This window comes from Teredinibacter waterburyi (assembly GCF_001922985.1).
GTDB lineage: Bacteria > Pseudomonadota > Gammaproteobacteria > Pseudomonadales > Cellvibrionaceae > Teredinibacter > Teredinibacter waterburyi.
Window position 1 is genome coordinate 58,072 of sequence record NZ_MRUH01000103.1, and the last position, 19,619, is coordinate 77,690.

At 50.4% G+C, this 19,619-nt stretch carries 20 protein-coding genes; 10 read left to right on the plus strand and 10 right to left on the minus strand.

Translation table 11 applies throughout. From position 1 onward, the window contains the following. Positions 1 to 163: 163 nt before the first annotated feature. On the minus strand, positions 164 to 1,123 hold the full coding sequence (locus IDZ20_RS07200) for a GGDEF domain-containing protein (RefSeq protein ID WP_188150747.1): 960 nt from the start codon (positions 1,121 to 1,123) through the stop codon (positions 164 to 166). A 39-nt stretch (positions 1,124 to 1,162) separates the two neighbouring features. Further along, a complete protein-coding gene (locus tag IDZ20_RS07205; protein WP_188150748.1) occupies positions 1,163 to 1,774 on the minus strand; it encodes a histidine kinase in 612 nt (203 codons plus the stop codon). 110 nt (positions 1,775 to 1,884) lie between these two features. On the opposite strand from IDZ20_RS07205, the gene IDZ20_RS07210 reads away from it, so the two are divergent. Both IDZ20_RS07210 and IDZ20_RS07215 read left to right on the plus strand, forming a co-directional pair. Continuing rightward, complete coding sequence (locus IDZ20_RS07210) at positions 1,885 to 2,544, plus strand: MBL fold metallo-hydrolase (protein WP_281250551.1); 660 nt, start codon at positions 1,885 to 1,887, stop codon at positions 2,542 to 2,544. A gap of 70 nt (positions 2,545 to 2,614) precedes the next feature. Beyond that, complete coding sequence (locus IDZ20_RS07215) at positions 2,615 to 3,001, plus strand: DUF2750 domain-containing protein (protein WP_188150749.1); 387 nt, start codon at positions 2,615 to 2,617, stop codon at positions 2,999 to 3,001. Between the two features lie 12 nt (positions 3,002 to 3,013). On the opposite strand, the gene IDZ20_RS07220 is transcribed toward IDZ20_RS07215, so the two are convergent. Continuing rightward, positions 3,014 to 3,409, minus strand: coding sequence for a TlpA family protein disulfide reductase (locus tag IDZ20_RS07220; protein WP_188150750.1), 396 nt, complete (start codon positions 3,407 to 3,409; stop codon positions 3,014 to 3,016). Here IDZ20_RS07220 and IDZ20_RS07225 point away from each other — a divergent pair. From IDZ20_RS07225 to IDZ20_RS07235, 3 genes are all read left to right on the plus strand, one after another. Next, positions 3,396 to 3,767 carry a hypothetical protein gene (locus tag IDZ20_RS07225; RefSeq protein ID WP_188150751.1) on the plus strand — a complete coding sequence of 124 codons (372 nt, stop codon included), beginning with the start codon at positions 3,396 to 3,398 and terminating at the stop codon, positions 3,765 to 3,767. The genes IDZ20_RS07220 and IDZ20_RS07225 overlap by 14 nt on opposite strands. Positions 3,768 to 3,863: 96 nt before the next feature. Further along, positions 3,864 to 6,113, plus strand: coding sequence for a DNA topoisomerase IV subunit A (gene parC, locus IDZ20_RS07230; protein WP_188150752.1), 2,250 nt, complete (start codon positions 3,864 to 3,866; stop codon positions 6,111 to 6,113). Positions 6,114 to 6,329: 216 nt separating this feature from the next. Beyond that, the gene (locus tag IDZ20_RS07235) at positions 6,330 to 6,590 is read left to right on the plus strand and encodes a PilZ domain-containing protein (RefSeq protein WP_188150753.1); all 261 of its coding nucleotides are present in this window, start codon (positions 6,330 to 6,332) and stop codon (positions 6,588 to 6,590) included. An 87-nt stretch (positions 6,591 to 6,677) separates the two neighbouring features. On the opposite strand, the gene IDZ20_RS07240 is transcribed toward IDZ20_RS07235, so the two are convergent. The 4 genes from IDZ20_RS07240 to IDZ20_RS07255 form a co-directional block, all read right to left on the minus strand. Further along, positions 6,678 to 7,439, minus strand: coding sequence for a glucosaminidase domain-containing protein (locus tag IDZ20_RS07240; protein ID WP_245792184.1), 762 nt, complete (start codon positions 7,437 to 7,439; stop codon positions 6,678 to 6,680). A gap of 12 nt (positions 7,440 to 7,451) precedes the next feature. Beyond that, on the minus strand, positions 7,452 to 8,081 hold the full coding sequence (locus IDZ20_RS07245; protein ID WP_188150754.1) for a replication protein P: 630 nt from the start codon (positions 8,079 to 8,081) through the stop codon (positions 7,452 to 7,454). Continuing rightward, on the minus strand, positions 8,047 to 9,192 hold the full coding sequence (locus tag IDZ20_RS07250) for a DnaT-like ssDNA-binding domain-containing protein (RefSeq protein ID WP_188150755.1): 1,146 nt from the start codon (positions 9,190 to 9,192) through the stop codon (positions 8,047 to 8,049). The genes IDZ20_RS07245 and IDZ20_RS07250 overlap by 35 nt, the downstream gene beginning before the upstream one ends. 75 nt (positions 9,193 to 9,267) lie before the next feature. Next, positions 9,268 to 9,792 (minus strand): YchJ family protein, encoded by a 525-nt coding sequence (locus tag IDZ20_RS07255; RefSeq protein ID WP_188150756.1) that lies wholly within the window; start codon positions 9,790 to 9,792, stop codon positions 9,268 to 9,270. 170 nt (positions 9,793 to 9,962) lie between these two features. On the opposite strand from IDZ20_RS07255, the gene IDZ20_RS07260 reads away from it, so the two are divergent. Continuing rightward, a complete protein-coding gene (locus IDZ20_RS07260) occupies positions 9,963 to 10,448 on the plus strand; it encodes a riboflavin biosynthesis intermediates N-glycosidase (RefSeq protein WP_188150757.1) in 486 nt (161 codons plus the stop codon). Positions 10,449 to 10,538: 90 nt separating this feature from the next. After that, positions 10,539 to 11,897, plus strand: a complete 1,359-nt coding sequence (radA, locus tag IDZ20_RS07265) for a DNA repair protein RadA (protein WP_188150758.1) — start codon at positions 10,539 to 10,541, stop codon at positions 11,895 to 11,897. A 26-nt stretch (positions 11,898 to 11,923) separates the two neighbouring features. Here radA and IDZ20_RS07270 read toward each other — a convergent pair whose 3' ends face one another. From IDZ20_RS07270 to ettA, 3 genes are all read right to left on the minus strand, one after another. Beyond that, positions 11,924 to 12,259: a PilZ domain-containing protein gene (locus IDZ20_RS07270; RefSeq protein ID WP_188150759.1), complete on the minus strand. Its 336-nt coding sequence runs from the start codon at positions 12,257 to 12,259 to the stop codon at positions 11,924 to 11,926. A 118-nt stretch (positions 12,260 to 12,377) separates the two neighbouring features. Next, positions 12,378 to 12,752, minus strand: coding sequence for a PilZ domain-containing protein (locus IDZ20_RS07275; protein ID WP_188150760.1), 375 nt, complete (start codon positions 12,750 to 12,752; stop codon positions 12,378 to 12,380). A gap of 165 nt (positions 12,753 to 12,917) precedes the next feature. Next, complete coding sequence (gene ettA, locus IDZ20_RS07280; protein ID WP_188150761.1) at positions 12,918 to 14,582, minus strand: energy-dependent translational throttle protein EttA; 1,665 nt, start codon at positions 14,580 to 14,582, stop codon at positions 12,918 to 12,920. A gap of 351 nt (positions 14,583 to 14,933) precedes the next feature. Here ettA and glyA point away from each other — a divergent pair, with 351 nt between their 5' ends. The 3 genes from glyA to IDZ20_RS07295 all read left to right on the plus strand — a co-directional run bounded on the left by glyA (position 14,934) and on the right by IDZ20_RS07295 (position 19,586). Then, the gene (gene glyA / locus IDZ20_RS07285; RefSeq protein WP_188150762.1) at positions 14,934 to 16,196 is read left to right on the plus strand and encodes a serine hydroxymethyltransferase; all 1,263 of its coding nucleotides are present in this window, start codon (positions 14,934 to 14,936) and stop codon (positions 16,194 to 16,196) included. Positions 16,197 to 16,372: 176 nt separating this feature from the next. After that, positions 16,373 to 18,406 carry a DUF3857 domain-containing transglutaminase family protein gene (locus tag IDZ20_RS07290; RefSeq protein ID WP_188150763.1) on the plus strand — a complete coding sequence of 678 codons (2,034 nt, stop codon included), beginning with the start codon at positions 16,373 to 16,375 and terminating at the stop codon, positions 18,404 to 18,406. Further along, complete coding sequence (locus tag IDZ20_RS07295; RefSeq protein ID WP_188150764.1) at positions 18,399 to 19,586, plus strand: hypothetical protein; 1,188 nt, start codon at positions 18,399 to 18,401, stop codon at positions 19,584 to 19,586. Before IDZ20_RS07290 ends, IDZ20_RS07295 begins: the two co-directional genes overlap by 8 nt. Positions 19,587 to 19,619: the final 33 nt, after the last annotated feature.

Consider the following 19,619-nt stretch of genomic DNA (forward strand, 5'->3'; position numbering starts at 1 on the left):
TATGGGGCGAATATTACCGCTGCGTTTAAATATCGTTTCAGATCGAACTATTTTTAAACCAAGCAAGCTAGGTATTACCCCTATATTGATTTTCGTATTGCCTTGGGTAAGTGTAGCAGCGCTTATCAGTTTGGCCTGTATTTCTTCTTTTTGACGACAGTTTTTAATCTTCAAATATCACGCTGTTATTGCGTCCGTTGTCTTTCGCTTGGTATAGCGCGCGGTCTGCGCGTTCGATCCACGCTGTACGGTTTTCAATGTCGGCGTGGATTTCGGCAATCCCGAGGCTAACGGTGTATTTAACTTCGTGGCTATCGTGGGTAACAGTGATGCTTTCCATCTGAGTGCGTATTCTTTCGGCAACAACTAGCGCTCCTTGCTTGTTGGTATGGGTGAGGATAATAGTGAATTCCTCTCCGCCGTAGCGCCCGGCGATATCGATGTCGCGAATGCTATCCATCAGTACCTTGGCAGTTTCACGAATAACCGCATCACCGGTAGGGTGCCCATAGGTATCGTTGACACGCTTGAAATGGTCAATATCAAACATGATTAGGCAGCTGACTTCTGGGTGGCGCTGGAACCGTTTAAATTCCAGCTCAAGCTCTTGTTCCCAGGTTTTACGGTTGAGAAGCCCTGTAAGGCCGTCGGTTCGGCTAAGTGTATGTAGTTGGTTGTTGGCATCTTGAAGCTGCAGTCTATTCACGGCTACTTCGGTTACGTCGTACAAGATGATGCAAATATGCTCGACCTCACTGCGCACATTGGTGAGCGGAATGATGGTGGAGTTTTGGTACATAAACTTGGCAATACTAGTGATCGGCCGATAGTTCTTAAACTTGAACAGGTAGGGGCGTTGCTCCCAAGTGGTAAAGGCTGCATTTTGAAGTACAAAAACGGATTCAGCTTTGCGCTCAAACCAAGGTTTAGGTAAGTCTGGAAAGAGCTCGAAGAGATTGTGACCGAGTACGTCCTCGGGCATTTTTGCGCTGTGATTTTGCATAAAGCTATTCCATAGCTTTACTTCAAACTCGCGATTAAGAATGACCAAGCCGACATCAATGTCCTGCAGGACATCCATTAGCCAGTGGAACTCGTGTAGAAAGTCTTCTTTTTCAGACATGGGCGGTTAGCGCTGCCATAGGTTTAGTGTCAAGTAGGGCTACTCCAATAGGTAGTCGAGCTTCTTCATTAAAATATCCATAGAATCCTCGGACAATACGATCAGCAGATCGCATTCCACTTCATAGCCTTCTAGGTGGTAACTAATCTCGGTTACCAGCGCATGTTCCCAGCCAGCATTTTCCATGTTGAACAGTTCTGAGAGTCGTTGATGTTGACCGAGTACCATGGGAGGGCCGTAACTGAAGGCCATATCGATCTGTTCGGCAATACCTTTCAGGCAGGCACCAAATAACACGTTGGTGGTGTCCATTAACAGTTCGCGTTCCGCTTGGACATCCAATTCATGGTCGTATTTCATGAGCTTGGCGAGGTCGGCAAAGCTTGTGTCGTTGAACAGCAGCATAGCTTCGCCTGATATCCCTCCACCGATAAACCCTTGGCAGACGCCGGATACTGAGGCGGTGGAGTCGATAGAATTCAGTGCCATAACAATATCTGACGGCCCCATCACCTCTATATGAGGTATGGAGAGCACTACAAATGTGTCGAGCAACCGCGCCAGCCTGTCACCCGCTTGGCCCATAGCCACGTTGGTGATTTCTTGCAGGCAGTCTCGATATTCTTCGCTTAAATTTTGTACGGCGCTCATAGGTTCCATCAGACATTTATTAGTGTGCAATATCTATTCTAGACGGGCAGCGCTAAAATGCCCTGAAAATTGCCATAGAATTTACAATCAGTCGCAGGAGCGCTCTATTGATGTTGCAGTACCGCCTAGTGCCGGTAACGGCTTACCAGCAGAATTGTTCAATAATTTGGTGCGATAGCACCTTTGATGCCGCCATTATTGACCCCGGCGGTGATGTAGATCAGCTGCAGGAAGAGATAGCGGCCCTGAGCGACGAGTTAGGTGTAAAAGTAACTAAAATCTTACTGACCCACGGGCACATGGATCATGTTGGTGGGACTTCGGCCCTGAAAGCTGCGCTTGGCTTGCCGGTGATAGGTCCGCATAAAGACGATAACTTCTGGATAGAAGCGTTGGATATGCAGGCACAAATGATGAACTTTACTCCGGTGGAGGGTTTTCAGCCGGACCGATGGCTGGAACATCAAGACCGAGTTGAGGTTGGTGAGCTAAGTCTGCAGGTATTGCACTGTCCCGGTCACACACCGGGGCATGTGGTGTTTTATCAAGCGGAATCCAAGCTCGCGTTCGTTGGTGATGTGTTGTTCAGTGGTTCGATTGGACGCACCGACTTCCCTCGCGGTGATCACCAGCAACTTTTGGCGTCGATTAAGACGCGGCTGTGGCCGCTTGGCGATGATATAACGTTTATTCCGGGGCATGGCCCGCTGTCGACTTTTGGCCAAGAGCGGCGTACTAACCCCTATGTTGCCGACCACCGCTTTGGCTAATAGGGTCTGTTGCAGGTAATCTTTTCCCCGTTTTAAACCTTTCTCCCTTTTATATAAGTACAGGTGATATATGTCGGATACAGTGCGACGCTTGAGTGATGACTTTGAGGAAAACTACCGACTCTTTATTGAGGAGGCGTTGGAAACCGGCTGTGTTTGGGGCCTGGAAAACGACGAGGGTTGGGCCTTATGCCCGGCGAATAGCAATGCCGAGCTTGATGTTATGCCGCTTTGGTCGCAGCCAGAATATGCCAAGGCGCACTGTGTTGAAGAGTGGTCTAGCTATGTGCCAGTCCCGATTTCGCTCGAGGAACTCTTGGACGACTGGTTGCCCGGTATGCATGAAGACGTGCTTTTGGTCGGCACTAACTGGGATGCTAGCCTCGAAGGCTTAGAGGTGGAGCCGCTGGATTTACTGGAAGATGTTGATGAGGCGGTGGAAGACTTAGACGTTTAACGTAATGGCCCCTTAGGGGGAAAGCGCTAATCGTTGCAGGCTGCGCATCGCGTCGATTATCGATTCGTCGCTACTGTAACGATAAACTTCCTGTTTGTTTTGGTCGATCACAATAATTCCCGGCGTGCCTCTAATCTGAAAACGTTCGGCAAGGCCCTCGGCATTGAGCATCGTGGTTAAATGTATGTTGCGGCTATCCAGATAGGATACGGCATCGCGATCCTCCCATATGTTTAGTGCAAAAATACGTAGCGCGTTATCGTTTTGAACCTGCTCGAATAGCGCCAGCTCAGGCAACAATTCTCGACAGAATTTACACCAGCTAGACCAAAAAACCAGCACCACCTTGTTGTGTGTCTCAAGGGATTGATACAGGCTGTGGGTCTTGCCGGCGATGTCGGTCATCATCCAGTTGGCGACTATCGGCCGGGGCTGCGGGATGGCTTCTGGTGCGCTGCCCGCTGATTCATTACTCTTGGCCGAAGCCGCTACAGATGTTGTTGAAGCTATCGTTGAGGCTGTTCTCGAAGTGACAGCTGCGAGATCAGTCGTGGCAGTATCTGCATTGGTGTCTAACGCAACAGGTTGCGCCGCAACTGACATTGCAGGTAGCCACAGCGATGCACAGATGAGTAAGCTAAGACAGCGAAGTGGTGCGGCAAATCGCATATTGGTATTTATGTGTTCCAAAGGTGTAAAGCTCGTTGATAGGGCTGATGCCGAGTCTAGGGTAATGGCTGGGCCTATGGCAACTATAGAGACTTAACTCGGCAATTGGTTCCTGTTATCTGCTAGAATCCAGCGCAAATAATGCCATTCGGCGCAATAATTTCAACCGGTTCTCCATTAGACATAGAATTACATGACTGATCTGACACCTGCAGTATTTAGCGAAGAGCAGCAACCGCTGCGTGAATTCACCGAAAAAGCTTACCTCGATTACTCCATGTACGTAATCCTCGACCGCGCCCTTCCCCATGTGGGCGATGGTTTGAAGCCCGTACAGCGGCGCATCATCTACGCTATGAGCGAGTTGGGGCTAAAGGCAACGGCTAAGTATAAAAAGTCGGCGCGTACCGTTGGTGACGTGATCGGTAAGTTTCACCCTCATGGTGATTCCGCCGCCTATGAAGCCATGGTGTTGATGGCGCAGCCGTTCTCCTATCGCTACCCGCTAGTCGACGGGCAGGGTAACTGGGGTTCGCCAGACGATCCAAAATCCTTCGCCGCTATGCGTTACACCGAATCTCGTTTGTCGGCCTTTACCGAAGTTTTGCTGTCCGAGTTGGCGTTGGGCACTGTTGAGTGGTCGCCCAACTTTGACGGCACTATGGATGAGCCAAAAGTTTTACCGGCACGCGCGCCAGCGGTTTTGTTGAATGGAACTACCGGTATCGCCGTCGGCATGGCAACCGATATTCCTCCCCACAATTTACGCGAAGTGGTTGATGCGACTATCCACCTGCTGGAAAACCCTGACGCTAGTGTTACCGACCTCTGTCAGTTTGTGCAGGGGCCAGACATGCCCACCGATGCGGAAATTATTACCCCGCGCAGCGATTTGCAGAAACTTTACGAAACCGGTCGCGGCTCGTTAAAAATGCGCGCTCTTTGGGTTCAGGAAGATACGGATATTGTGATTACCGCTCTGCCCCACCAAGTGAGTGGCGCCAAAGTATTAGAGCAAATAGCAGCGCAAATGCAGGCAAAGAAGTTGCCGATGGTCGCGGATTTACGTGATGAATCCGATCACGAAAACCCGACACGTCTAGTGATTGTGCCGCGCTCTAACCGCATCGATTTAGAAGCCGTGATGAATCACCTATTCGCGACCACTGATCTAGAGCGTAGCTATCGTGTCAATATGAATGTCATCGGCATCGATGGCCGTCCGGCGGTTAAACCGCTAAATATCATGCTCGGCGAATGGCTCAGCTTCCGTATGGTTACTGTGCGTCGCCGCTTGCAACACAGGCTCGATTGGGTTGAGCGCCGTTTGCACCTGTTAGACGGTATGCTAATCGCTTACTTAAATATGGATGAGGTCATTCATATTATTCGTACCGAAGATAAGCCCAAGCAAAAGTTGATGGAGCGTTTTGAACTCTCCGAAGATCAGGCCAATTATATTCTCGATACCCGCTTGCGCCAGTTAGCGCGTCTCGAGGAAATGAAAATACGCGGCGAACAGGAAGAGTTGCGTAAAGAAGCCGATAAGCTGCAAAAAATTCTCGGTTCGGCGCGTCGATTAAAGACCTTGATTCGCGATGAGCTGGTTAGTGTGGCAGAAGAGTTTGGCGACGCTCGTCGCTCGCCTATTGTCGCGCGTGCCGACGCACAGGCCTTTAGTGAAACCGAATTGCTTAGCAGTGAAGCTGTGACGGTGGTGCTGTCTGAAAAGGGGTGGATTCGATCGGCCAAGGGGCATGATATCGATCCGGCCAGTCTCAGCTACAAGGCTGGTGACAGCTTTAAGGTTGCCGCCAAAGGGAAGAGTAATCAGCAAACGGTACTGCTTGATTCCACTGGGCGCAGCTACAGTATGGCTACCCATACTTTACCGTCTGCGCGCGGCCAAGGTGATCCGGTCACGGGGCGTTTGAACGCGCCAAGCGGCGCGACCTTTGAGGGTTTGTTGCTCGGAGACGACAAGCAAACAGTTTTGATCGCTTCGGATGCGGGTTACGGTTTTGTAACGCGATTGGGCGATATGCAAAGTAAAAACCGCGCCGGTAAAGCCTTGCTTAGCGTCCCTAAGGGCGGTCAAGTATTAACCCCAGTGCTGATAAACGATCTTGCTAGTAGCTGGTTGGCGGCTATTAGCAATGAAGGTCGAATGTTGGTTTTCCCTGTGTCTGAATTGCCGGAACTGGCGCGCGGCAAGGGCAATAAAATTATTAGTATTCCTTCTGCTAGAGTGCAGTCACGGGAAGAGTTTATGTGCGCCCTAATGGTTGTTGGCGAAAAGCAAACCTTGAAGATCCACTCTGGCAAACGCTATTTGAGTATGAAATTTAAAGATTTGGAGCATTATCGAGGCGAGCGTGGCCGGCGTGGTAACAAGCTGCCAAGAGGCTTCCAAAAGGTCGATGGTGTTGAACTGGAATCCTAACCAAAGACGTCAGAGATACCGGCTAAATAGTATTTGGGCTCGGTATTACAGGGGGTTTTAGGTGTCTGGTTTCGTCTGTTTTGGTGTGATACGTGTCACACTAATTATACGGGGGGAGTTGCCAGTACTGTACCTAAGTGACAGACTCTGGACTGCTCTGAAGTCACTAGCAACTCGTTAGTTAAAATAATAATAAAACACTAAGTAGTGAGAGATATGCCAGGATTCCGTAAACACGGCCGCACGCTGGTCAAGTGTGCCGTCCGTCTAACACACCGCGATATCGGCGATGTCGTTACCGAAACGCGTGATATCTCAGAGACAGGAGTTTTCGTTACCTGTCGCGACCTCGTGCATTTCATCTCCATTGGTGATGAGTTCGATGCGACACTCTATTCCGATACCGACCATGTTTCTGAAACCCAGCTTAAAGTGGTGCGCTTGACCACTGAGGGCGTCGGCTTAGCTTTTGCCTGAACGGCGCATCTGATTTTTTGTTGGCGCCGAATCGGTATAAAACAGTAATTTTGGTTGTAGTTGTTACCTAGTCCGCCGACCTTCCCTCTATTCCAAATTGTTAACGCGAATCATCGCGTCCAGCTCTTCCATATAAGCCTCACCCCGTTGCGAGTAATTGATTAGCCCTGGGATGAGTGCCTTTGCCGTCAGTGGCTTATTTTGTTTGTGTAGGTTGGCTCGTAGCGAGCGAAGTTTTCGATAACCGCTGTGCGTGTTGATGTTCATAAAGTAGGCTTGCACCGACTCCGCTACCGAATCGAATTTACGCACTTCGTGTTTATCGTTAGTAGAACGTTTTTTCGGCACTATGCCGCAGCCTTTTTTGTAGCACCAATGACCAAAATAATTGTTAGCTGTGCGCGCAAAGCGCGATGTTCCCCAGGCCGATTCATTGGCGGCCTGGGCCAGCACTAGAGCTTCAGGAATTTGGTCGACGCGTAAGCGCAGCGTCATTAACGCGCTATCTGTATCTTCAATTTTTTTCACATAAAACGCTTTGGCGAGGTGCTCGAGCTGTTTATGCTCGCGGTGACTGAGCTTGCCGTTTGTTTGCCATGTGTTACTTAAATCTAAAACTTCTGCTCGACGGCGGCTAAGCCAAGCGTTGTTCTGTGCGATTAGCGGCCGTAGATACGAGAAAAAAGCGTCTTTTTTGGTGGGGATATCGGTTAGTGCACGAAAGTCGGGAGGGGTAGGGTTGCGATGTTCGCGCTGGTGATCACGCCAGCTGGCGAAATGTAAAATAGCGAGGAGTAAAAACAGTAGGTAGCTCACTAGCGTCCATGCAATCAACTTCTTTAACAGCATTGCGTTGCTCCGTTACTCAAATTCGGATTTAAGGCTTTTTAGCCAGGCATTGGCTTTTTCTTTGTCGGCAGGTACGTTAGATTTTTCCTCTAGGCTGATAATTTTTGGTTGTTTTAATTGTTCTCCCAAGCGTACTTTTGCGCACACGGCTTCGTAGTGCTGGCGAAAAATGGGAAAGGCAGTTCGCTCGGGATTGTTCGCCAGAAAGTACCAATCGCACGCTTTACCTGCGTGATAAACCGCGAGGTGAGACCAAGTTTGCGCGGCCTTGGGAGACGGTGCTCGGCAGGCTTCTAAATAGGCCGCGTGCGCTTCCGGAAGGCCGTGTTTACTGGCCGCCTCGCAGGCTTTTACCATGGCCGCAAGGGTAGGTAAAAACTCGGTAGTTTCTATTAGGGATTTTGCCCCACGTAAAATCGTCGTCGAATCAAATCGTGCCAAGGCTTCCGCCCACAGCCGCATGATAGCTTTTAATTCTCGATCTTGGCCAAAGGCTTTGAAATATTGGTTGTGGAAATTCAAGCGAAACAAAGCAAATACCTGATTTAAGGTATCGATTTGTTCTTCGCTGAATCGCGGGCCCTGCGGCGTCGCTTTTTGGCCTTTATCAGAGGGCCCAGCTTCGGTCGTTAAGTTGCTCATCTAAAGAAATATCTCGGGTTGATCGCGCCGTATTGGTGGCAGTCGATAGTGAGTTTTGTGCTGTTGATAATGCGTGGCGGCGCGCCCATTCACGTTTCGCATGTTGCAAAAAACGGGTGTTCCAGGATGTATGTAACTGGTTGCTATCGCGCCAATATAAAACAAATTCGGGGATTAAGCTTTGTGCAAATGACAGCTCGATATTGGCAAGGCGCAATACATCGTACACATCTTCGGACGGCTGCCAGTCGACGGGGACAGGTTTTGGGTCAGTGCTGTGTTCGAGCGCCGAGTTAAACTTCTTCCACTGTAGTCGTACGTGCTGAATAAATTTACTGTTCCATGTTTTTAGGCTGTCGCCGCGCTCCTGCCAATAGAGTATAAATTCGGGAATCGCATCTTCAACAAACTCTCTGCGAATACCGGCGTGCAGTGTCAGCACCTCCATTGCATCTATGCTCGGCTGCCAATCCCGTTGCATCGGGCTGTTCTGGTCTTGGCGATTACGGCGAGCTTCGAACTGGCGCCATTCGCGAATCACATGTTGCATAAACTTGGCGCCCCAGGAGCGCTGAGCTTCGCCGCGCTCGCGCCAATAGGTGATAAATTCGGGCACCTGTTCAAAGGCAAATGCGGAGGGAATGTTGTGCTGCGCGAGTTGAGTAAGCGTTGCCTGGTCTGGCTGCCAGTTATTGGCGATATGATTTTTGCCTTGATTGGGCTGCGCGCGCGCTGGGGCTGGGGGCGTTGCTGCAGGGTTTGTGTTGGAGTTGCCGCTGCGCTCATTGAAGGCGAATTTAACTTCGCTGGAGCTGCCAATTAGTGTGCCGCCCATCAGCAGTACGCCCTTGTCATGCAGGCTTTTACTGACCCGTTGCAGATCTCGGTCATCCCAAAAGGGCATGGCTTCACGCAGTTTCTCTAGGTCGAGGGTAAGCCACTGAAAGCCATTGCTGAGCTGAATGTGATTTGGCCCTACAGCGCCGCTATGGCTGGCGGCGTTTGCCAAGGTGGAAAGTACCGACAGCATTACAGCTTCGTCCAGCCCTAGCGTTGCCGCTAAGGTAGGGTAAATGAGTAGGGGTTGTTCGGGGATTAGCGACGATTTCATAGTACCTCTCTAGAGGCGTTACTCTACCATTTCTTCACTGCTGCGGCATCCGGCAAGGGTTTGTTGGCGAAGAATCTAGCCGTGGCACTTTTTCAACTTAGCGCCACTGCCACACCAGCAGTTGTCGTTGCGTCCCAGCTTTATTGGTGGCAGGTAATCACCGTCTAGGTAAAACCAGCGGTTATCGATAAAACAAAAGCGCGACTTTTCATGGAGTTGTTGGACATCGTTGGGGGCGCTGGCGCCACGCCGACGATAGAAGGCAACGAACTCCACCCAAGCGAAACTACCACTACTTAGCTCGGCGGATGCGAACTTGGCTGTTGCCGGTGTAGTGTCGATCACTTTTAGGCTGAGCCAGTTGTTTTCCTCAGCATTTGCCGCAATTGCCGCGCGGTCGTCGGGGCTGCGTTTGTCTGGCGCTAGAGTATCCTCTAAATATTGAAGCTCAGCTAAACAGTAGGCGGTAAAACGCGAGCGCATTAATGCTTCGGGTGTGGTGGCTCTCTCGCTTAGTGCGAGCTGGCAGCAGTGGCCGAAGTTATTTCCGCTTCCGCAGGGGCAGGAGCGTGATGGGTCTAGCTTAGAGGCTGTGGTCATAATTTAATCTTAAAATGCTTATAGCGATAGGCTCGGGTGTGAGGTTAATAATTTCAAGCCTATTCTATCGTTATTTGGCCGCTAAGGTTGTGGCTCTGGGTTGCTATCGGGTTCGCTTAACGGTACTCGGTGGTGCTAAACTCAGAAAAATTTATTGCAGGCAGAATGCTATGTTTCAGCATGATTTAGAAAAAGAAAACGCCTACCGGTTTTCTCGCTTCGACGGCACGCATTTATTATCGACGAGTTCCCCCCACCCGATAGAACTCGAGGGTAAAACCTGGACTACGGTCGAGCACTATGTGCAGTCGCAATTAGCACGCAGTGAAGACTATGCTCGCCGAATTCGCAAAGCCGAGACCGCCGAAGAGGCTCACGCACTTGGCAACAGCTGGTTTCGACGTAAAAGAGCGAACTGGAAAAGCCTGCGCCGAGTACTGATGACACGAGCGCTCTATACTAAGGCGCAAATGTACGGTGCGGTTCGCGAAGCGCTGTTAGAGACCGGCGACGAGCTGATTTTGGAGGTATCGTTGTACGATTATTATTGGGGTATCGGGCGCGATCAGCGCGGTGAGAATATGTTGGGCAAGGTGTGGATGGATGTGAGATCCAAGTTGCGCGAGCCAGCTGAAAATCAACATGCGCAAGATTAGTAGCGCTCAGCATAAGTTCTAGGGCAGCGGCATAGCATGACAGTCTGGCTATGCGCATTTCAGTGTTGATGACCTTAAAGGATGTGTTTTTTGGCCAAAGCAAAAATGGCATTTGTGTGTAACGACTGCGGCGCGGACTATACCAAGTGGCAGGGGCAGTGCAGCGAATGCGGTGTGTGGAATACGCTTAAAGAAGTGCGCTTGGGGGCACCAGCGCGTAGCTCTGGGCCTTCCGGTTACGCTGGGGAAGTGCAATCTAAAGTCACGCTAATCGGCGAAGTCGACCTGTCAGAGCTGCCACGTTTTTCCAGTGGAATGGCTGAGCTCGATCGTGTATTGGGTGGAGGGTTTGTGCCGGGTTCGGTGGTGTTGATTGGCGGCCACCCTGGTGCGGGTAAATCCACAGTGCTGTTGCAAACCCTCTGCGGCTTGGCGCGAAGCTTGTCCGCTTTGTACGTTACCGGTGAAGAATCTTTGCAACAGGTGGCGATGCGAGCGCAGCGTTTGGCGCTGCCAACCGATAAAATGCAGATGCTTTCGGCCACCGATGTCGAAACCATTATCCATGAAGCATCTCGAGTCGCACCAAAGATTATGGTGGTCGATTCCATTCAGGTGATGCATCACGCCGATGTTCAATCGGCCGCCGGCGGTGTAACACAAGTACGCGAGTCAGCTGCGGCCTTGACCCGTTTCGCTAAACAGTCTGGTACTACGTTAATTTTGGTTGGCCACGTGACTAAAGATGGTTCCTTGGCCGGACCTAAAGTACTGGAGCATATTATCGATTGCTCAATTATGCTGGAGGGCTCCCACGATTCTCGTTTTCGGACGCTGCGCGGTATTAAAAATCGCTTTGGGGCCGTCAATGAGCTGGGCGTTTTTGCCATGACCGAGCAGGGCCTGAAGGAAGTATTGAATCCGTCGGCGATATTTTTACAGCGCTCGGATGAGATTGCGTCCGGCTCGGTAGTGATGGTCGTCTGGGAGGGGACTCGCCCATTGCTTGTGGAGATTCAAGCTCTGGTCGACGATTCGAGTCTCGGCAATCCGCGCCGTGTCGCGGTTGGCTTAGATCAAAATCGTTTGTCGATGTTGTTGGCAGTTTTGCATCGCCACGGTGGTGTTATGGTGGGGGATCAGGACGTTTTTGTGAACGTGGTTGGCGGCGTGAAAATAGTCGAAACTAGTGCTGATTTGGCATTGTTATTGGCATTGGTGTCGAGTTTTCGCAACCGCCCTTTACCGCGCGATTTGGTTGTCTTTGGTGAGGTTGGTTTGGCCGGTGAGATTCGCCCCGTGCCCAGCGGGCAGGAGCGTATTCGCGAGGCCGCCAAGCATGGCTTTAAGCGGGCAATTGTCCCTTACGGAAATGCTCCACGAGAACCAGTAAAAGGAATGGAAGTGGTTGCAGTTAAAAAACTGAGCGAAGCCTTGGACGCGATATAAGACCGTGGTAACTCGCAAGCGACAGGCTAAGGCGCGTGAATCGTCACAGCTTCGGCGAGGAAACGGACGAGCTTATCTGCATCGGCTTCACTATCGGGGGTGCACTTCAAACCAATAAAGTGCGCTTTGCGATGAATGACCGTACCGCTTAACAGTGCGATTTCGCCATCCTGAAGTTCAACTTGAAGTTGCACAGGTTCAAGATCTTGGAGCTTATGGTCATCCAAAACGGCAATTAACGCGCCGGTGTTGGAGAGGTTGATTATATGCGCGGGTATGGAGTCTTGAGAGGAGTGTAAAGCACAGTAGCCGCGATAATTGTAGCGTTCGGCTTGGCGTCTGTTCTCTGAATCGTCGAGCATAGGTCTATCTCTTTCTGGCGTGGGGCTTGTTCATGTTGCTTGCTAAGTTTTATTTGTTTGGCACAGTACTGTTCAGTGCGTTTATCGGGCGAGTGGTTTAGTTTGGCCGCACTTATTACTATTCTTCGTTAGGTTGTAGTAATTCGGCCAAGACTCTCTCTGATGCTTCGGGCGCGCTAATATTGAGCTCTATGAGTCGGCGCAGGTGACTAATGCTTTCAACGTCGATTGAAATACACTTAAAACCTAAAATACTCTCGCTGCTGTGGGCAAGATTTGCTTTCATTTCTATAACGCTATCGTCACTGAGCTCAATACGCACCAATACAGCAGTGTTGGTGTTGAGTTCGTATTGACTTGGCGCATCAACTAAAAGGCCATTTAAGGATATGTCGACAAGGCGGCAGTCGTAGCTTTTGCTTTCTTGCGTGATACTGAGCTTTCCGTCGAATTGTACTCGGGTAAAACGTCTACGATCGACTAATACTGACATGGCCGGCTCCGGTGAACGAAATTTAAAGGCGTCCTTGTAAGTCTAGACCCTAAGTTTGCGATTTTCACCTAGGGGTTCGATCAAGCTGTTTGTTTTAGGCCTTTTTCCTATAGCGAGCACCCAGCATCACTGGGGTACTCGACAGCAGCTTGGGTAGTCGTGACGCTAGGTTTTTAGAGGCTTGTATTTAACTCGCTTAGGCTGCGCGTTTTCACCTTTGCGGGCGATTATATCTTGGTGATATTCCGTGTAGTTGCCCTCAAAAAACACGATTTCACTTTCGTCTTCATAGGCCAGAATATGGGTCGCCACGCGATCGAGGAACCAGCGATCGTGCGAAATCACCAGCACGCAGCCGGGAAATGCTTGAATCGCATCTTCTAGGGCACGCAGGGTTTCCACGTCGAGATCGTTGGAAGGCTCATCAAGGAGGAGGACGTTGGCGCCCTGCTTTAGAGTATTGGCCAAATGTAGTCGGCCGCGCTCACCACCGGAAAGATCGCCAACGCGTTTTTGTTGATCGGTTCCTTTAAAGTTGAAGCGCCCCAAGTAGGCGCGCGAACCCACTTCATAGCTGCCTATCTTCAATTGGTCTTGACCGTCGGATACGGCTTCCCACACGGTTTTGTCGTCGGCGAGGTTCTCGCGGCTCTGCTCAACAAACGCCATATTCACGGTTTCGCCAATATCGATCGTGCCGCTGTCGGGTTTTTCGGTACCGGCGATCATGCGGAATAAGGTGGATTTACCCGCACCATTCCCGCCGACGATGCCAACAATGGCGCCTTTAGGAATCGAAAAATTGAGATTGTCGATCAGCATGCGGTTGCCGAAGCTTTTGCTCACGCCCTTAAACTCGATAACTTTATCGCCTAGGCGCTCGCCGGGTGGAATGTAAATTTCGTTGGTTTCGTTGCGCTGCTGAAACTCTTGCCCTTGCATCTCTTCGAAGCGGGATAGGCGAGCTTTGTTTTTAGCGTGACGGCCTTTGGGGTTTTGGCGTACCCACTCCAATTCCGATTTGATCGCCTTTTCGCGTGCCGCCTCAGTTTTGGATTCTTGATGCAGGCGTTGCTGTTTCGCTTCCAGCCAAGTGGTGTAGTTACCTTCGTAAGGGATGCCACGACCACGGTCGAGCTCTAAAATCCAGCCGGCGGCATTGTCGAGAAAGTAGCGATCGTGGGTGATAGCCACCACCGTGCCAGAGAAGGACACTAGAAATTGTTCAAGCCAATGAACGGATTCAGCATCCAGGTGGTTGGTGGGTTCGTCGAGTAGAAGCATATCTGGGCGTGATAGTAGTAGCCGGCACAGCGCCACGCGACGGCGTTCACCGCCAGACAGTTTGTTGACGTCGGCATCCCACGGCGGCAAACGCAGAGCATCTGCCGCAACCTCTAAGGTGTGATTGAGATTGTGTGCATCCCACGCTTGGATGATGTCTTCTAGGCGCGCTTGCTTTTTTGCGAGCGCGTCGAAGTCAGCTTCGGGTTCGGCATAGTCGGCGTAGACTTGATCGAGTGCGGCGAGCGCATCTACCGCTTCTTGTACACCCTCTTCAACGTTGCCGCGTACATCTTTGTCTGGGTTGAGATGCGGCTCTTGGGGCAGATAGCCCACTTTGATGTCGGGCATCGGCCGTGCTTCGCCAATGTAGTCGTTATCCAGTCCTGCCATAATTTTTAAAAGCGAAGATTTGCCCGACCCGTTCAAGCCGAGCACGCCAATTTTGGCTCCGGGGAAAAAGGAGAGGGAAATATCTTTTAAAATTTCGCGTTTCGGCGGCACGATTTTGCCAACGCGATTCATGGTGTAAACGAATTGAGCCATCTAAGTGAATACCTTTTAAAATTAAAAGCGAGTTAACAGCAAAAGTGAGGGGGCGGCGTCGTAATAACTTAAGGGGAAACGCCTGCGAGATTGCTCGCACGTTACCGGAGTCGAGGTTAATTTTCAATTTGTCTCGGGCTTTGCTGGCGCTAAAGCTAACTGCCGCTCGATTGAGTGGGGCTAAGAATGGAAAACCGAGGCTTGGCGGTACTTAGATAGGCCTTGCAGGCCGCGCCCAGCGAGACTTTGAAAAATACCGGCGGCGGTTAGAAATGGGTGAGTTTGTCGGTTCAGTCGTGTACAATGCCGCCCCTATTTTGCCCACTTTTTTACTTCTGAGCGGAGACGCCAATGTTTGACAAAACCCAAACCATTGCAGATTTTGACCCCGACGTATGGACAGCCATCGAAGATGAAGGCGTTCGTCAAGAAGAACATATTGAACTGATTGCCTCTGAAAACTACACCAGCCCAATGGTGATGGCTGCGCAGGGAACTAAGTTGACCAATAAGTACGCCGAAGGTTATCCGGGCAAGCGTTACTACGGCGGCTGTGAATATGTAGATAAAGTGGAGGCGCTAGCCATCGAGCGGGCCAAACAGTTATTTGGTGCCGATTATGCGAACGTTCAGCCTCATTCGGGCTCTCAGGCTAACTCGGCTGTCTATGCGGCATTATGCGAGCCGGGCGATACCGTATTAGGTATGAGCTTGGCTCACGGTGGTCACTTGACTCACGGTGCTAAGGTAAGCTTTTCGGGCAAAATGTATAACGCCGTACAGTACGGTTTGAACCCAGAAACCGGTTTGGTTGATTACGATGAAGTGGCCGCACTGGCGCGTGAACACAAGCCAAAAATGATCGTTGCTGGCTTCTCCGCCTACAGCCAAGTGTTGGATTGGCAGATTTTCCGCGATATCGCCGATGAAGTGGGTGCTTACCTGTTCGTCGATATGGCTCACGTTGCCGGTTTGGTCGCCGCAGGTGTTTACCCATCCCCCATACAGATTGCCGACGTTACAACCTCCACAACGCACAAAACCCTACGCGGCCCGCGCGGTGGAATTATTCTTGCGAAGGCGAACGAAGCTATCGAGAAGAAACTTAATTCTGCGGTATTCCCCGGCGGCCAAGGTGGCCCATTGATGCACGTGATTGCGGGTAAAGCGATTAGCTTTAAAGAGGCGATGAGTGACGAGTTCAAAGCTTACCAGCGACAGGTAGTGGTAAATGCCAAGGCTATGGCGAACACCTTTATTGAACGCGGTTTGAAGATAGTCTCTGGCGGAACAGAAAACCACCTGATGTTGGTTGACCTGATCGGTAAAGAGTACACCGGTAAAGATGCCGACGCCGCACTTGGCGAAGCCAATATCACCGTAAACAAAAATGCGGTTCCGAATGACCCGCGCTCGCCTTTTGTTACTAGTGGTTTGCGCATCGGTACTCCAGCTATTACCACGCGTGGTTTTGGCGAGGCCGATTCCGTGCAGCTAGCGCACTGGATGTGCGATGTTTTAGATAGCTTGGAAAACGGTACATCAGAAACTGTAATTGCAGAAGTTAAAGCGAAGGTTTTGGCTATTTGTGCGCAGCATCCCGTATACGGTTAATTCAGTCGTCTGCTGAATTAGTCGTCTTGCAAATTAAAAGGCGTCCCAATCGGGACGCCTTTTTTATGGGGCGCTATTTTAGTATTGTGTATCAACAGTTAAACATTAGGGGCGCGGCGCGCGTCGTAAAACAGGGATGTACGAGTGAAAACGTACCGAAAAGAGAGCCTATATAAATGAATACGTTTGTCCGCCTTGCCCTTTTTGTGTGCTTGATTGTCGGCAGTTCTGTTGCCGCCTCGAGTGATACTGAACAGAAGCATCAATACGGAAATCATTACTTCTATACCGATGCGACACTGCCGGATTGGGTGTCAGCGGTTAAACCGTCGAAATCAAAAGGTAAAAAAAGTGGCCAGGGCACCGAGTATCTGCTGGTCGACAACCAACTGCTAGCGGATGCCGATAACTACCAGTCGTTCTACCGCTCCAGTTATATCTTACATAGCAGTCAAGCGGTGGCGGAAGGCGCGGAAGTTGAGCTCTCGTTTAACCCCGCGTATCAAACCTTGACCATGCACAGTATTAGCTTGCGTCGCGGACGGGAAACTCTTGAGGTACTTCAGCCCAATATGGTGAGGCTGTTGCAGCAAGAGGAAGATCTGCAAAATGGTATTTACGATGGTCGAGTAACGGCGATTGCTATTGTCCCCAATGTGCGCGTTGGAGACCGGCTGACCTTTAGCTACACACTTACCGGTCGCAATCCGGTATTTGGCGAAAAGATTTTTGATTCCTTTTCGATGGGGTGGTCCGTTGATGTTGGCCGCACACAGGTTCGTGTATTGGTGCCGGCGGAAAAGCGCATCACCACAAAAATACATGGGCTGGATCTTCAGCCGAAAATAAAAAAGCGCGGCGCTTACACCGAATATGTTTGGTCGGCCAAGAAAGTTGATGGTCAATTCAATGAAGATGATTATCCCCACGCCTTTGTTCGCTACCCTTGGGTCGAGTTTACCGAATACCGCGACTGGAGTGATGTCGAGAGTTGGGCGAAAGAGCTCTATGGAAGCGTCGAACAAGCCGCTACCGAGCTGCCAAAATTAGCAGATGCTTTCGCGAGTAAATCCGACTCGGATGAAGACTATTTATTAGCGGCTCTCAACTTCACTCAAGAGGATATTCGCTACCTTGGTATGGAGTTGGGACAAAACAGCCATTTGCCCCACAGCCCAGACGAAGTGCTTAAAAATCGCTATGGCGACTGTAAGGATAAATCAAATCTGCTGGTCCAGTTGCTTAGGGCGCGAGGTATTAGTGCCTACCCAGCGTTAGTCTCCTCAAGTTATCGCGAAGGCTTTACCGCTTTTTTACCTAGCCCAGCGGCGTTTGATCACGTAATTGTGATGGCACGCGTTAACCAGCAAACTGTATGGCTGGACCCAACCAAAACTTATCAGACTGGCGGCTTGCAGGATCTTGGTTTCACGCCCTATGGTACCGCCCTCGTTATTGGTGGCGACACTGAAGGTTCGTTAGTCGATGTGCTGTCATTGAAGGGGCAACAGTCGCTGTCTTCGGTGCAGGAAATGTTTCGATGGTATGCCAAGAAAGAACGACTAGAGTTGTCCATTAGTTCAGAATTTCGAGGTAATAGTGCGGAATATCAACGCTACTCTTTTGACACCACGGCGCTTGATGATATGCAAAGTAACTACCTCAACTATTACGCCAAAATGTATCCGAATATACACTTTCTTAAACCTATAGCGATTCGAGACGATAAGCTGCAAAACCGCTTTTTCGTTGAAGAGCATTACTATATTGACGACCCTTTTAAAGTAGAGAATGGGCTTCACCAGCTTGGCTTTTATGCGGGAACAATCGCGAGTCATCTACGCAAGCCGAAACATATCCGACGGGAGTCCCCTGCTTATATTGGTGGGGTGCAGAACCTGCAGCATTCCATAGTGGTCGATTTTGGTGGCGATGTAGGTTTGGATATTGATTCCACTCCCTATCGCTATAGTTCCAGCTTGGTCGACTACCAATCACATAACGACTATTTTGATGGCCGCTATGTTTTTAACGTTTCGGCAAAAATTAAGTCGTCCACGGTTTCGGTTGCAGAGCTACCGGAATTTCTAGAATTCATGGATACCATGGGGGACGATTTAGATTTTACCTTATCGTTTATTTATCCCTATGTGGGCAGCGACGGCAAAAAGCAGCTGTTGCGAAGTATTGGGGGAATGAAAAATGATTAAAAATCGTGTTGCTGTCATAGTTAAGCACTCGCTGCTTTTCATCTCTCTTAGTTTCGCTTTTGATCCGGTCTTGGCGGCGTCTGGTTATAGCAACCTACGGCCATCGGCAAAGTTTAAAGTTGTAACCGAAAGCCCAGAATTAAAAGGCTTTGCGCGTTCGCTTGCCCATTATGTTAATGCCGGCTACGCCGATTATGTGGTGGATAAAATTGATAGCGCTCAAGTACGGGCGCGTGTTGAAGCAAAAATGGATAGCATCTATCCAACCTCGTCGCTAGATCTACATGTGCGTCAATCGCGAGCTGAAACGGTAAAAATTATTGGCGCTCAGCTGGCTGCTCAGTACGAACGGATGTTGTCATCCTATGGCGAGTGGCGTTACCTGCATACCCGCAAATATAAAGGCCGCACCTTTTTGCTTTACGGATTAACTCTAGGTGAAAGCTCCGACTACTTGGAGGTGGAGGTTGACCTAAGCAGTGCCGATACGAAAATAGTCGATTGGTATATGTATGGAACAGAAGTTTGGTTAACCGATATTTTTGGTGAAACGGCCGGCTTGGTTTTAAAGGCTAGCGTGGAGAAAGACAGTAGCGCCCTAGCGGGCTTGGCGATGGTCGGCAAAGGTTATCAACAGGTGTTGGCAATCTATGATGCGCTACCCGAAACCTTAAGGCGCAACCCGCTGTATCGCAGTATTTTTGTGAAATCCGCTATCACAACGAATGTGGATGCATTCCCCGAGGTGATGCAGCGAGTTTTACCTTATGTGCAACCCGATGAGCTCATTTGGTTGCGGCTGAGCTATCACTTCATCCTTGATGACCGCGACAATAGTTTAAAGTACCTGCAGAAAATGAGCGCTATCATCGGCGGCGACTATGAGCTGGCTGCGCTAGAGGCTAGCAACTATTTGGCGCGAGGAGATTTTCGCAAGTTTCAGCGTACGTTGGTCGACGCGGTGAAACGCTACGGCGACGATGAGATGGTTTACTACGCGGCGCTTACCCTGTTGGTCGCGGCGAACAAAATGGCTGAGGCTACCGAGGTGTTGAGTGTGTTAGATCGCGACTTTAACCGCGAGTTGGCGCGAGACGCGCTTGCGGCTCAGCCTGAGCTCGCGGCCTTGGTCGATTCGCCAGCCTATCGCGAATGGCTAGAGAGCCGAAACGGCAGCTAGTGAGGCGCGCTGCGGCGTGGCTAACTTGGCGAT